The sequence below is a fragment of the Thiothrix subterranea genome (assembly GCF_016772315.1).
GTDB lineage: Bacteria > Pseudomonadota > Gammaproteobacteria > Thiotrichales > Thiotrichaceae > Thiothrix > Thiothrix subterranea.
This window is the reverse complement of record NZ_CP053482.1, coordinates 3,778,501-3,792,818: the sequence shown is the minus strand read 5'-3', so window position 1 is coordinate 3,792,818 and position 14,318 is coordinate 3,778,501. Positions and strand designations below refer to the sequence as shown.

14 protein-coding genes are annotated in these 14,318 nt (G+C 52.4%); 5 read left to right on the top strand and 9 right to left on the bottom strand.

Annotated elements, in window-relative coordinates; all coding sequences use genetic code 11:
• Position 1: 1 nt before the first annotated feature.
• From HMY34_RS18695 to HMY34_RS18665, 7 genes are all read right to left on the bottom strand, one after another.
• Positions 2-841: an XAC2610-related protein gene (locus HMY34_RS18695; protein ID WP_202716923.1), complete on the bottom strand. Its 840-nt coding sequence runs from the start codon at positions 839-841 to the stop codon at positions 2-4.
• A 61-nt stretch (positions 842-902) separates the two neighbouring features.
• The gene (locus tag HMY34_RS18690) at positions 903-2,636 is read right to left on the bottom strand and encodes a BatD family protein (protein ID WP_202716922.1); all 1,734 of its coding nucleotides are present in this window, start codon (positions 2,634-2,636) and stop codon (positions 903-905) included.
• Entirely contained in the window at positions 2,630-4,381 is a 1,752-nt protein-coding gene (locus tag HMY34_RS18685; protein ID WP_228287918.1) for a VWA domain-containing protein, read from the bottom strand. Before HMY34_RS18685 ends, HMY34_RS18690 begins: the two co-directional genes overlap by 7 nt.
• A gap of 7 nt (positions 4,382-4,388) precedes the next feature.
• Positions 4,389-5,372, bottom strand: coding sequence for a vWA domain-containing protein (locus tag HMY34_RS18680; RefSeq protein WP_202716921.1), 984 nt, complete (start codon positions 5,370-5,372; stop codon positions 4,389-4,391).
• Positions 5,365-5,841, bottom strand: a complete 477-nt coding sequence (locus HMY34_RS18675) for a DUF4381 domain-containing protein (RefSeq protein WP_202716920.1) — start codon at positions 5,839-5,841, stop codon at positions 5,365-5,367. The genes HMY34_RS18680 and HMY34_RS18675 overlap by 8 nt, the downstream gene beginning before the upstream one ends.
• On the bottom strand, positions 5,838-6,752 hold the full coding sequence (locus HMY34_RS18670; RefSeq protein WP_202716919.1) for a DUF58 domain-containing protein: 915 nt from the start codon (positions 6,750-6,752) through the stop codon (positions 5,838-5,840). The genes HMY34_RS18675 and HMY34_RS18670 overlap by 4 nt, the downstream gene beginning before the upstream one ends.
• Positions 6,752-7,723, bottom strand: a complete 972-nt coding sequence (locus tag HMY34_RS18665) for an AAA family ATPase (RefSeq protein WP_202716918.1) — start codon at positions 7,721-7,723, stop codon at positions 6,752-6,754. The genes HMY34_RS18670 and HMY34_RS18665 overlap by 1 nt, the downstream gene beginning before the upstream one ends.
• A gap of 92 nt (positions 7,724-7,815) precedes the next feature.
• Here HMY34_RS18665 and HMY34_RS18660 point away from each other — a divergent pair, with 92 nt between their 5' ends.
• The gene (locus HMY34_RS18660; protein WP_202716917.1) at positions 7,816-8,130 is read left to right on the top strand and encodes a BolA family protein; all 315 of its coding nucleotides are present in this window, start codon (positions 7,816-7,818) and stop codon (positions 8,128-8,130) included.
• A gap of 110 nt (positions 8,131-8,240) precedes the next feature.
• On the opposite strand, the gene HMY34_RS18655 is transcribed toward HMY34_RS18660, so the two are convergent.
• Positions 8,241-8,744, bottom strand: a complete 504-nt coding sequence (locus HMY34_RS18655) for an Rrf2 family transcriptional regulator (RefSeq protein ID WP_202716916.1) — start codon at positions 8,742-8,744, stop codon at positions 8,241-8,243.
• Between the two features lie 135 nt (positions 8,745-8,879).
• Complete coding sequence (locus tag HMY34_RS18650) at positions 8,880-10,130, bottom strand: SEL1-like repeat protein (protein WP_202716915.1); 1,251 nt, start codon at positions 10,128-10,130, stop codon at positions 8,880-8,882.
• A gap of 157 nt (positions 10,131-10,287) precedes the next feature.
• Here HMY34_RS18650 and HMY34_RS18645 point away from each other — a divergent pair, with 157 nt between their 5' ends.
• The 4 genes from HMY34_RS18645 (at position 10,288) to mscL (ending at position 14,231) form a co-directional block, all read left to right on the top strand.
• The gene (locus HMY34_RS18645) at positions 10,288-10,947 is read left to right on the top strand and encodes an NBR1-Ig-like domain-containing protein (RefSeq protein ID WP_202716914.1); all 660 of its coding nucleotides are present in this window, start codon (positions 10,288-10,290) and stop codon (positions 10,945-10,947) included.
• A 16-nt stretch (positions 10,948-10,963) separates the two neighbouring features.
• Positions 10,964-12,928, top strand: a complete 1,965-nt coding sequence (locus tag HMY34_RS18640) for a TonB-dependent receptor (protein WP_202716913.1) — start codon at positions 10,964-10,966, stop codon at positions 12,926-12,928.
• Entirely contained in the window at positions 12,929-13,681 is a 753-nt protein-coding gene (locus HMY34_RS18635; protein WP_202716912.1) for a HesA/MoeB/ThiF family protein, read from the top strand.
• Between the two features lie 139 nt (positions 13,682-13,820).
• Entirely contained in the window at positions 13,821-14,231 is a 411-nt protein-coding gene (mscL, locus tag HMY34_RS18630) for a large-conductance mechanosensitive channel protein MscL (RefSeq protein WP_202716911.1), read from the top strand.
• Positions 14,232-14,318: the final 87 nt, after the last annotated feature.

The window sequence follows — 14,318 nt, the reverse complement described above, 5'->3', positions numbered from 1 at the left end:
ATTATTGAGACAAAGCGCTCCATTCCATCCATTTTTCCACCCGTTTTTTGCCATCAAAACGTACTAAAAACCACTCCACGCCGTCATCACCCTCGCGATGATCCAAGAGCGTCACTTTGTCGTCCTTGATCAAGTACATTTTGGTTTTCGTTTTGGCATCCGGCTTATCGTGCAAAGCCGCTTTGTCGACGGTTATTTTGCGGGTAGCAGCAGGCGTTTTTGCCGTCACATCGGAGGAATCTTGTGTATCAGCGATGACTTTCGTCAGCATTTTTCCTGCCGCATCGTAGATTTTGACGAAATACAAATCGCCATCCGTGCCAACCATTGAACCCTCCGACCACACATAGGGTTTGCCTTTATTGAAACGGTAATCGGTGCTGTACCAACGTGGCCCTGAGCGTTGCGCTGTGCTCAGTGTTTTGGTTTCTGGGGTCAACGTCGGGTTGCTGATTGGCTCTTTGTATTCTTGAAATTTACCCTGCGCTTTATTCCACAAGTGCAAGCGGTAGAACAGATTAACGCCGCCATAACCCACGCCTTCTAGCACTGCCACATCACCGTAGCCGTCAAAATTGAAATCGGCTTGCAGCAACAAACCGTCAATGCTTTGGCTACCTTCGGGAACGTCAGGCATTTCCCCCAATTGTTGCGTTTTGCCCTTGGGAAGTTTGGCAATAATGGTATTGCCTTGATGCTCTACCACCACGTTCACCTTGGTTTCGGGGGAAAATGTGATGGGTAATTTGGCATGACCTTGGGGTTCGGTGAATGCCGCTGCATTCAAGGAACACAGGCTTGCGCCCAATAAAAACAACCCGGCTGGAATGGGCATGTGCATGATTTTACCTCGCTGATTTAAACACCTACACGTTAGACCCTTATACCCGATTTCGTTCGGATTAGTCTGGGTAAAGTGAAGCCAGTTCCGAGGTTTTCACCGCTGTCTGCCCGTTGGATAGCTTAAATCCTTGCAGTGCTTGCCACAAACTTGCGCCGCGCCAGCCACCGCTGCTGCGACCATAGAGCACCGCATTGAGCGCATCAATTTCGGCTTGCAAAGCTGGAGGGGCTTGTTCGCGCAAATTTGCCAGCAACGCAGGGCGTAAATGTAAGCCGACTTCCATCCATTGCAGCAAGGCATCGTGAGCGGCTTGCGGTTGGTTTTGCTTACACGCTTGTTCCAGCCGTTGCCACACAGTTTTAGCGTCGGGAGGACGTACTGATGCGGGTGCATAGGCTGTTTTGGCTGATTGTTTAGGCGTTATTTGGGCTTTTTTCCAGAAATGCCACAGCAACCAACCCACGGATAATGCGCCCCAAATGATCAATAATGCAGTGGCATACCAGTCCCACGAAAACCAAGCAAACCAGCCAGCAGCTTCTGGCGTATCAGGGGTTGTGGCGGGCGGTGGTGTTGCTGGATCTGCCTGCTTAAGTTCTGTTGCGGTGGTCGTATTCGCAGCAGCAGGGGCGGCTTGCCCGCCTGTTACCACCAGTTTCACCGGATCAAGTGTGGTGGTTTCCTGTTTACCTGTTGTGGTATTCCACCAATCAATGCTCAAGCCGGGGAAGGTATATTCACCGTTGTAAGGAGCAACCACTACCCACTTTTCCTGACGCACGCCCACGACACCGTTGCTACCGGGGTCGTTGCGTAATTCGGGTTGATCGGTGTATGCCTTGATGCCCGCAGGTGCTTGAATGTCGAGTTTGGGCAATTGTTCTGCGGCTAAACCATCCGCCACAATCGCCAAAGTCAACGTAACGGGTTCACCCGCTTTCAATTTGTCAGCGGGTGTCTGCCAATGCGCATTCAGAGTAAGGCTGTTGGCAGGCAGCCATTGCTTGCCGGTATAGCTGGCGGGTTGACCTTGAACCTGCAACGTCAAGGGTTCGGAAAAACGCCGAATGCGCTTGCCACTCATGCCAAATGGGTCAAATTCGTAGTTATTTTTATCATCAATAATACCGTCAAAGGTAGTGCGCCCCAAAGTCAGCGTACCGCTTTGCTGCGGGGTAAGCGCGTAACGGCGTTCAATCACTTGGTAATTGCGCCCGTTGCGCATCAAGGTCGTATTGCGCGTTTTACCCAATTGCTGGATATTGCCTTTGCCCGCCTCCACTTCGGGATGGCTGAGGCTGGCCTGCGGCTGCAAGGGCGTGATGTGCAACATGCGTTGGGTAATCACGGTTTGCTGCTGCACATACGGCTGCTGCGGTTCAGCGGTGAGTTCAATGAGAATATCGGACGAGTTCCCCGTATTCGCCTGTGGCGGTGGCTGATCCATGACTTGCAAATCCAGCGCCTGACTTTGATCCGCCCCAAAAGCAATGGGGGGAACAGGCACAGTGCCGGTGCGACGCGGGTATAAGCGCAATTCCCACGTGGTGGTGATGCTGCTGACACCGTTCACCATGCTGAAACTGTTGCTTTGCGAACGCCCGCGTATCTCAAAATCTTGCTCTAACGGCGAAAAATCCGGGTCGCCCGCTACTATTCTATCCGCCGTAAAAGTGAGTACCACCGGGTCGCCTACCGCCACTGGATTGCGGTCAAGTTGTGCCATAATCGCGGCGGCTTGCGCTCCAAATGGCAACAGCCACAGCCATGCTATCAAGAGTAATCTCACCATTCATCACCCCTTGCCTGCGCACCACGTTGTTGGTATTGGTACTGAAACTTGCGCCGCCACAGACCCGATGGGTCATCAGGAATACGCCGCAACCATTGCTCAGTGGCTTGTTCTTGTTCGCGCTGTTGCGGGTCATTAGCTTCGGTTTCTTGCTCGCCTTGTTTGGCTTGCTCGGCTTCCTGTTCAGCATGTTCGGCCGCATTTTCTTCTTGCGCTTGCTGCTGTTGATCCGGTGAGTTATTGGGTTGCGGCGTTTGCGAGTCTTGGCCTTGCGCTCCTTGCGCTTGCTGCTGATCTGCACCTTGCTGGTCTTGTGGTTGTTGTTGCGGCTGATTTTTCTGAGAATTTTTTTGGTTCTGCTCTTCCTGCTGTTGCTGTTGCTGAAGCGCCTCTTCCACTATTTTCAGGTTATGACGCGCATCCTCATGGTTAGGGTCGGCTTCCAATACCCGCTTATAGGCAATAATTGCCTCCTTAAATTTGCCCGCTTTCGCTTGCGCATTGCCATAATTATACTGCCCGGTAATGCTTTGTTGCGCGGCATACTGTTGTGCAGCAGTTTGATAATCCTTGTTTTTATACGCCGAAGCGCCTTTCCACTCAGGGTTATGGAAAAGTTCTGAAGCACGGGCAGGTTGCCCACTATCCAGCGCTTCTTGTGCTTGTTGATCAGGCGTTAACCATAGATCATCCCAACTGAATGCCGTCGCGGTTTGCGGTTGTGGCAACAGAATGCACACCAATACCGCCCCTAACCAGCCGCGTCTAAACGTCAATGCCGCCAGTGGCAAGAGCAACAACACCAGCCAATAGCCTTCATTTACCCACGCATCGGTTTGGCGGCCTTGGCTTTTGCTTAATTGCTGTTGGCTAAGCGACTGCCATTGCTGACTTAAGGCATTGACATCGGCATCACCCAAAGCCGCTTGCATGAAAATCCCACCACCGGCTTTAGCAATACGCGCCAAATCATCCAGATTCACGGTCGCAATCACGGTTTTACCCGCGCTATCCAGCAAAAAGCCCCCTCTAGGGCGAGGTATTGCCGCACCATCCGCCGATCCCAATGACAATACGGACACGTTGTAACCCATGCCCCAAGCCTTATCCGCTGCGGCAACGGCAGATTCTGTATCCGCCACGCCATCCGTCATCAGCAAAATACTGCCGGTTTTCATCCCCGCTTGTTGCAACAATTCAATCGAGCGTTCAATCGCCGGAGTCAATAAACTGCCGGGCGCTGGCATAATGTCGGGCGCAAGGTTTTTCACCTGCTCCTGAATCGTGGCAACGTCATCGGTCAATGGCGTGACCACAAACGCATCACCGGCAAACACCACCAACCCGTTTTGCGCATCCTGACGCGCATTGAGAATGTCGAGCAATTTGAAACGCGCCAAGGTAATGCGGTTGGGTTTTTCATCATCCGCGTACATCGAGACAGAAAAATCCATCGCCACCACTAGCGCTTGCTGATCACGAAATACCGGCACTTCGCGCTTCTCCCACGCGGGGCCTGCCATTGCCACAATCGCCACCAGCAACGCCAGTGACAACCAAGCCAAGGGCAACCATCCCCAATTGCCCGCCGTGCCACTCAACACAAATGGCATTAATTGTTTATCGACAATGCGCTCCCAGCCACCTTGCTGACGCGCCTGAAACCATTTTATGCCCAACACCAGCGGCAGCACCAGCAATAACCACAGCCATTCCGGGTGGAGAAAATGCAGATTATTCAACATAAAGCCCTCACTCCCGCTCTATCCGCAATACTGCGGCTAACAGCGTCAGCACCAGTACCGCCAGCAATGGCCAACGGAACAATTCTTGCTGCGGTCGCCATTGCTGCGCTTCTTTTTCCACGGGTTCGAGTCGATCCAGTTCGGCATAAATCTTGTGGAACTCTTCGGTATCACGCGCCCGGAAATACATCCCACCCGTGCCTGTCGCAATCGCTTTCAACGTGCGCTCATCCAAATCCGCCGACGGATTCATCAACTGAAACCCAAACACGCTACGCATCTGGTCGCTTTCCGAGCCGATTCCCACCGTGTAAATTTTTAAACCCACTGCTGCTGCCATTTCCGCCGCTTCCAAGGGGCTGACACTGCCAGCGGTATTCGCGCCATCGGTCATCAGAATCAGGACGCGGTTTTTTTCCGGGCTATCTTGCAAGCGTTTCAGCGCCAGCCCAATCGCATCGCCAATCGCGGTGCGCTCGCCTGCCAAACCAATTTGTGATTCATTCAACAAGCGCAGCACGGTTTGACGGTCAAAAGTTAACGGCGCTTGCAAATACGCCTGATCACCGAATAACACCATGCCGATGCGGTCGCCGGTGCGTTTGCGCACAAACTCCCCCGCCACCGCTTTGGTTGCGACCAAACGGTCAACCACCTGCCCATTGAGGATAAAATCTTGCTCTTGCATACTGCCTGATAAATCGACAGCCAGCATCAAATCGCGCCCCGACACCGGCATTGCCACCGTATCGCCTACCCACACCGGACGCGCCGCTGCCGCCACCAATAAGATCCACGCGGCACTCGCCAGCAACAACGCCAACAAGCCAAACCACGAACGCCCCAATACCTTGCCGCTCTGCTGAAAATCCTCCAAAAACGGGACTTTCAAGGCAACCCCTTGTTTGGGTTCTGCGGGTTTCAACCACCAACGCACCACCAGCGGCAACGGTAGCAAAATAAATAGCCACCACCAGAGGAATTCATACATGCGCTTTCCCCCGTTGCAATTTTATCCATTGGCGGGTGGCTTGCAGCACGGCTTTGGTTTCGGCTTGCGTCTCTGGGCGATAGGGAATTTCGGTGAGTAAATGTGCCAACTTGCCGCTAAATAAGGGCTTACCTGCTTTATCGTCCAAAAATTTGACCCACGCCGCGCCGGTCAGCCCCGCCACGGTTTGCCGCCCGTACTGACTGATCGCAACCCGCCGTAGCAAAACGGACAGTTCGCGCAATAAGTCTTTGGTATTCGTGCCGTATTGACGTTGCAAGCGTTCCAACTCCAGCAAAGCGCTTTCCAAGCCTTGCTCAGCACGTTTTTGCTGCTGCCAACGCCAGAATAACCACGCAATCACTGCCAACATCAAACCCGCAAGCATCCACCAGCCCGGTGCTGGCGGCCACCAGCCAATTGGGTCGGGCAAATGAATATCGCGTAACGGTAGTTCTTCTGGGTTCATCGCAACCCCCGTGACAATTTCAGCAAGCGTTCGTTGTCGCTGTCAGCGGTCGACAATTGCACCAATGGAATCCGGTAGCTGCGACTGAATTCCTGCAAGGTTTTTGCCGCTTGCGCCACACGATTGCTATAACGGTCGCGCCACAGCCGTAAACCCAAATTCAGTAATAAATGCCGTTTACCGTCAGTCAAACGCAAGCTGCCGTTATTGGGCAGTTTCTCTTCAAATGGATCGTGAATTTCCACCAAGGTTAATTGCGAATGTTGCGCAATCATTGCCAATTGCCGCAACGCTGCCGGTGTCACTTGCCGAAAATCACTCAGAATAAACAATTGACTGCCCGGCTGTGTCACCCGCCGTAAGCGCGTCCAACTGGCTTGCAAATCGCTGCGACTCGGCTCAGCAACCGTGGGGCGAGTCATGTCGCTTAACTGCCGCAACAAATGCAAAGCCGCCGAACGACTCCGCGACGGTTTAAATTCGGTATGCGTGCCATTTTGCAAAATACCGCCGATGCGGTCGCCATCATCGAGGGTTTTCCACAGTAGCAATGCCGCAATCTGTGCTGCCAACACCGATTTAAAGCGCCCACGGGTGGCAAAAAACATCGACGGGCGTAAATCCACCCACAATAACACCGGCTTTTCGCGCTCTTCCTCAAACACCTTGGTATGCACCCGCCCGCTACGCGCCGTTACTCGCCAGTCAATGGTGCGAATATCGTCACCGGGCTGGTACATGCGCGATTCCGCAAAGTCCATGCCGCGCCCTTTGTGAACCGAACGGTGCAAGCCTGCGTGACGCGCCCGAATGTGCTTTTTAGCCAAATGCAAAGTGCGCACCTGTCCCTGTAAACGCAGCAAGGATTGCAGGGAACTGAATACAATCCCTTCGCCAGCGACACCTGCCATCAAGGGACTGCCACCAATGCCAGTAATTCATCAATGATATGGTTGGCGGTCATGCCATCGGCTTCGGCTTCAAACGTCAGCAATAAACGGTGACGTAATACGTCATGCGCCACCGCCTGCACGTCTTCGGGGCTGACGAAATCACGCCCCGCCAACCATGCATGAGCGCGGGCGCACCGATCCAGTGACAAGGTGGCACGCGGGCTGCCGCCATACGCAATGCTGCCCGCCAAGGATTTACCGTAACGTTCGGGGTTGCGGGTTGCCAACACCAATTGCAACAGGTAGGTTTCCACCTTGTCGGTCATGTAAATATTCAGCACATCCTGCCGCGCCAGTGCCACGTCATTCCGGCTGACCAGCGGCGCAACGGCTTCTTTCTCATGGCGCACTTGCTGCATGGCTTCTTTACGCCCCAAATGCAGAATGACTTTTTCTTCGGCAGGCGTTGGGTAATCAACCATCACGTGCATTAGGAAACGGTCGAGTTGCGCTTCCGGCAAACGGTACGTGCCTTCCTGCTCAATCGGGTTTTGGGTCGCCATCACCAAAAACGGTTCGGGCAATTTCCAAGTCGTACCTGCAACGGTAATTTGGCGTTCTGCCATCGCCTCCAACAGCGCGGATTGCACTTTGGCAGGCGCACGGTTGATTTCATCCGCGAGGATCAAATTGTGGAACAACGGGCCTTTCTGGAAGTGGAACGAGCCATCATTGGGGTGAAATACTTCAGTGCCGGTAATATCCGCTGGCAATAAATCCGGCGTGAACTGCACACGGTGAAAATCGCCCTCGATACCCTGCCCCAATACCTGAATGGCGCGGGTTTTTGCCAAGCCTGGCGCACCTTCCACCAGCAAATGCCCGTCTGCCAGCAATGCGATCATCAGACGATTGATCAGGGATTTTTGCCCAATGATTTTGCTTTGCAAATACTGGGACAACTTGTCAAAGTTTTCTTTTTGGTTCATGTTCGCAGCTAGTTATGTGGGTGTAGGGCGGAATATACGCGCCCCGTTCCCGTGGTTTCAAGTTAATCATCGTTAATTCAAGTGTAGAGAGTATGACCATCCAAACCCAAATTGAACAGAAAATCCAACAGGCCATGCAACCTGACTTCCTCGAAGTCGTCAACGAAAGCCACATGCACAATGTGCCGCCCGGTTCGGAATCGCATTTTAAGGTGACGGTTGTGAGTGAACAGTTCAATGGAAAAATGCTGATTGCACGCCATCGGCAGATTAATGGCATTTTAGCCGACGAATTAAATGGCAAGATTCACGCGCTGGCATTGCATACGCTGACGCCGGAAGAACATTTCGCGAAAGCAGGCAAAGTGGCGGAATCGCCCTTGTGCATGGGCGGCGGCAAGGCATAAAAAAAGCGGGGTTGTTGGCTCAGGACAACCCCGCTGGGAGATGCTGCCCGAATGTTGGAGGAGTCTAGGCAGCCGTGCGAAAACGTTAGCGTTATCTATTATCTTTCAAGTTACATAGCCATTTGATGGCTCATGCTCGGTCTTAGTTCCCTTGCTGGGAACATTCTGGCAATTAAACTGGCGGTTTCGCCCATCCGGTAAGATTTACGCGGCAGTTCATGGCCTTCCATTAAGCTATCCAGCGTAATGTCTTCCATGAAGCGGTAAAACTGACCGCTCAAATCTGACCACATGCGTTGCACCAAATCCTGACCGCGCAGCGTCGCGCTGTTCGAGGCATTCATGGCGACGACGGTATCGTCTTCAGCGGCCTGAATAATTTCTGCTAAGGTAATTTCGTCGGCATGACGGCTTAAACGATAACCACCGCCGGGGCCGCGAATGCCTTCAACCAGCCCTTCATGGCGCAAGCGGGCGAATATCTGTTCCAGATAAGACAACGAAATTCCTTGCTGTGCTGCCAGATCACCCAAGCGCACCGCACCGTCGTCATCGTGGATAGCCAATGCCAGCATCGCCATAATCGCGTGTTGACCTTGTGTGGATAGTTTCATGTCTGTCTCCTAATGAGTACTTGTCATTGATCTTTAACAAGCACTATACGGAGACAGCACACTAAGGAAAAGTCGAAATTTTTATTCAAATAGTTCGTAAAAAACGAATATTTCTTTTGAAAACATTAAAATTATTTAACCTTTCCGTAACATATCCAGATTACGCTGCGCATCGGCATTGCCTTTGCTGGCGGCATCAGTGAATAATTTTTCAGCTTTTTTACTGTCTTTTTTAACGCCTTTTCCCAATACAAACAGTACGCCTAGGTTGTTTTGGGCTTCAGTGAATCCCGCTTTAGCGGCTTTATCATACCAGTAAGCGGCTTGTTTATCGTTTTGCGTGACACCGCGCCCGTCTTCATATAACAATCCAAGGTTATATTGGGCTTTAGGGTAATGCTGCTTCGCGGCTTGCTCATACCAATACGCCGCTTCACGCAAATCCGCTGGCAAACCGCCAAGACCGTCTTCGTACAACGTACCCAACATCAATTGCGCTTGCTTATCCCCCGATTCGGCTGACTGACGCAACACGTCAGGTTCAATCCCCGTGAGATCGAGCTTATTTGGCGCATCGTCGCCCTGATCAGCGGGTTGCGCCATCATCGGCAGAGACACGGGCGTGGAAACAGGTTGCGGGCGACTAGCAGGATTCACCACCGGAATTTTTGGCATTAAAGCCGGTGGCTGCTGTTGGGGTGATGGTGGTTGTAGAGACGCAAGATTTTGCGTCTCTACGGTTTGCGCCGATACTTGCGTTTCGGCACGTTGCCGAGGTTCTTGCATTTTTAGATTATTAGAAGTGGCAAGCGCTTGTGCGGGTGCACCATTATCCAGTGAAAGCAGCGCTAAGCGTGCAGCAACATGCCCTTGTGATGCCGCTTGATCAAACCAGTGCCGCGCCTGTTGGTCATCAGCGGGTACGTATTGCCCATTCGCATACAATAAACCTAAGCCGTATTGGGCTTCCATGTATCCGGCTTGAGCAGCACGCTGTTGCCAAGTGAGTGATTGTTTAATATCGGCTTGCGGATTTTCCTCATTGCGGTACAACATGGCTAATTTGTATTGCGCTTTGGCGTCACCGCTCTCGGCTGCCGTCTTTAATGTAGCCAACTCACCGCCCATATTAGCGTCTGTTTTGCGGCGATTACGATACCAATTTTCCACGCTAGAACCCTTGGATGACTCACCGGCGAGCGGCGCAGTGGCGCTCGCGGGGATGTTCCCATTCCAAGGGGGTGGCGCTTCATTCATATGAACAGGCTGTGAAGGCTCAATCTGCGGGTTAGCGGCAAGCGGCAATGCTGCACTCGCCATCCCCAGCAGCAATAGTGGGGAGGTGAACAGAGAATATGTCCAACGCTGTACTTTTATCGTTCTCATGGCAACACCGATACTCAATAGAAAATTATGATTATGGATTTTTTATAGATAATGATGATTCTGCCAATCAGCAACCTAACCCCAGATGAATATTTTTTTTCAAGCACCTATTGCTATAGTATTAGTCTGGAATAAGGGGTTTTAAGGGGAAACGTGAGTGTCTGCGCAGGATCTAGCTAAATACATCAAAAATCGCCTGACAGCGTTAAACATGACCATGGTAGCCGCCGCCGAACGCTCTAACATTTCACGGCAAACATGGCACAAGCTCCTGAACGCGGATATAGACGAGGCAAGGCTTTCCACCCTTATGAAGGTGGCAGACACGCTGCAAACACACCCGCTCAGCATGTTGCGCATCTATTTTCACGGCAAACAACTCAGCCATTTTAGCGCCCAGTACAGCGGCAATAATAAATTTGCCAGCGGCTTTATTGCTGATGTTACTTACCCTGATAATAGCATTGTGCAAACCGGGCAAGTTTTTGAAAAAATCTGGGAAGTCGAAAATCTTGGTACTCAGGCGTGGGTTGACTGGCGTTTACAATGCGTGGATGAACACTTAAGCGTGCAAACCTTAATAGGCTCAGAACACTATAACGGCAATGGCTCCCAATACAGTTTAATGCCATTGGTTGACAGCATCCCCATTCCTATCACCCAACCGGGTGAAAAAGTACGATTGCACGTGCAATTTCGGGCGCCCGATTTTCCTTGTACTACCATTTCACATTGGAAGAGCACGGATGCGGCAGGCAATATTATTTTTCCTCATCTGACTGGATTGTATTGTCTGGTCAAAGTTATATCACTCTAAAACCACTACAAACACCATGGAACTACCCAATCACGACGTCTTAATCGTTGACGTGCAACGTTCGCCACCACCTTTAGCCATTTACGGGCAAGCACCCGACAAACTGCCCCAATCCAACACCCGGATTAACCCGCAACAAACCGGCAATAATGGCAGCAACCGCTTGGAAGATTTCGCCGATTACACCCCCGGCGTACAGCTTGGGCGCAATCAAGCGGGGATAGGCAGCGACGTTTACCTGCGCGGCTATCCTCTCAATGGCAATATGCAACTCGATGGCTTACTCGATGTGCAAGGCTTTTACCTGCGCGACCCCGCCACCTTGGAGAGCATTGAGATCAGCAAAGGCTTGAACTCGGTGTTATTCGGCTCAGGTTCACCCGGTGGCACGCTCAATTACGTCAGCAAACAACCGTATTTTTCACCGCAACGTAGCGGGCAGTTCACCGCAGGTTCACCCGACAGTTTGCATACCGTGCTGGACGTGAATCAACCTTTCGCCCAAACCAACTGGGCCGGGCGTTTGCTCATGGTCGGGCAACAAGGCGAAACCGGACGCGCCAACGTCGGCGACGACCGCTTTACTTTTCTGCCATCGCTGTTGTGGCAAACCGCGCAGCAATCGCTATTGCTGGAGCTGGAACACGGCTGGCAAAACCGCGAATACGATTTTGATAACGTCTTTTATCAAGGCAAACCGATTTATAACGTTTCCTACGTTGACCCGCGCTCCTACGCCCAGCGGCGCATGAATCGCGTGAGCGGCACGTACACCCGTGACTGGGGCAATGGGTGGGAAACACTGCTGCAAGCTAACCAGATCGACGCCAAACGCGATGAACGTTGGATCGGTTTTGCCTATTTGCCCGCCAGCGGCACGGCACTTCCCGGCTATTACCGCGATGCGCAATACGCGCAAACGCAACAAGCGTTACGTGCCGAACTGTCGCGGCATTACAACCACGGCATGAACCAACACCACACCCGCCTCGGTGTGAGTGGGCATTCGGTTGAAATTGACCTGAAACGCCAATTTCGCACAGGCTTGTTCAGCCTTGATTTGTTTAACCCCACCTTTGATTTTCCGCTGCCAGACGCTGATAAGCTCACCAAACGCGAAGCCGTCACCTTGCGCAAAGAGCGAGCCGTTTATTGGCAACACCATGCTGAAATTGGCGACCGCTGGGGCATTCATGCCGGGGTGCGCAATAGCCAATACCAAGCGGATTACGCCTCGCCGACCCTCGCCTTTCAGGAAACCGATGCCGCTGACACCTCCACCGCACTGGGGCTGACCTGGCAAGCCACTCCGCATTGGCAAGCGTTCGCCAGCCGCAATGAATCGTTTGCTCCCAATATTGGCATGGACAAAAACGAGCAATTTCTTGCCCCGCTCCAAGGCGTACAGCATGAAATCGGCGTGCGTCATCAACATGAAACCCGCCAGGGCAAGCCACTCAATAGCAACCTGAGCGTTTACCGAATTGATCAGGAAAACGTCACCACCCGTGACCCTAGCGAACCGGGCGCATTAATGCTCACCGGCAAAACGCGCTCACAGGGCGTGGAAGCCAACGTCAGCATTCCCGTCAGCAAAAAACTGACCGTGAACACGGCATATAACTACAGCGATGCCCGCATCACTGCCAACAACGACGGCAACACCGGCAACCATTTACACAATATTCCTCGGCATAGCGGCTCGCTGACGCTGGATTACACCCCCAACGCCCGCACACACCTCACACTGGGCGCGGTAAAAGTCGGCAAGCGCCCCGGTGACGATGCCAATAGCTTTGACGTTCCGGCATACACGCGCTTGGATGCGGGAGCGACTTGGCAACTCAACCGCAACACCACGCTCAAAGCAGGCGTGCGCAATTTGCTGAATGAAGATTACGTCGCCGCCTCCGAAGGCGTTGATTTTATTGTGCAGGGGCGCAAACGCACCGTGACCTTGGGATTGGAGGTAGATTTCTAAATGGACGACACACAACTGCTGCGCTACAGCCGCCAAATTCTGCTCCCTGAAGTCGACATCAACGGGCAAGAACGCCTGTTAGCCTCAAAAGTGCTGATCATTGGCATGGGCGGCTTGGGCGCACCCGTCACGCTTTACCTCGCCGCCGCTGGGGTTGGGCAACTCACGCTGGTCGATTTTGATACCGTGGATTTGAGCAATTTACAACGCCAAGTGATCCACAGCACCGCCACGATTGGGCAATTGAAAGTCGACTCTGCCGCACAAACTGCCCGCGCGTTGAATCCAAACATCCAGATTAATACGATTCAACACAAACTCGACGAAACTGAATTACTTAGCGTGGTTAGCTCACACGATGCCGTCGTCGATTGCAGCGACAATTTCCCCACGCGCTTTGCGCTCAACCGTGCGTGCAAAATCGCCGCCAAGCCATTGATTTCAGGCGCGGTGATTCGTTTAGAAGGGCAAATCACCACCTTCGACTTTCGCCAGCCGCGTACCGCGTGCTACCGCTGCCTTTACACGGAAGACGGCACGCAGGAGGACACCTGTAGCACCACCGGCATTCTTGCGCCATTGGCGGGCATTATTGGCAGTATGCAAGCCGCAGAAACCCTCAAAGCGTTATTGGATTTGCCCACGCTCAGCGGGCGGCTGTTATTGCTGGATGCGAAGCAGATGCGCTGGCGTGACATGCGCTTAACGCCAGACCCCGATTGCCCGATTTGTGCGCTCGGCAATAAAAAATAACGCGCTCATACCCAAAATTTTGAACATTGTCTTAAACTACTGGTTCGGTGAAGTCTTTAGCGATACGTTGAAAATGGTGAACCAAAATCACACTTATGTCGTCAGATAGACAGTTTTTTTACAAACATTGGAGGTATGTATGAGTTTCGTCAGTGAATTCAAAGAGTTTGCCATGAAAGGCAATGTGGTCGATCTCGCCGTGGGTGTCATTATCGGCGCTGCCTTCGGCAAAATCGTCTCCGCCTTCGTGGATGGTGTCGTGATGCCACTGCTGGGCTTGTTGATCGGCGGAGTCGACTTCAGCAAAATGGGCATTCTGCTCAAAGCAGGCGACCCCGCGGCTGTCCCGCCTATCCCCGATTTAGTCTTGGCTTATGGTGCGTTTATCCAAACTGTTTTTGACTTCACGATTGTGGCACTTGCGATTTTTATTGCGATTAAAGCCATGAACAAGCTAAAGCGCAAAGAAGAAGTCGCACCAGCACCGGCAGCACCGTCTAATCAAGAAGTGTTATTAGGCGAAATCCGTGATCTGTTAAAGCAGAAATAAAGCCTCTGTTTTCACGAGGATGTGGGCAAAGCTCCCCTTTGTTCACATCCAAACGCTCAACACACGGCTTAATTGCCGTGACAAAGC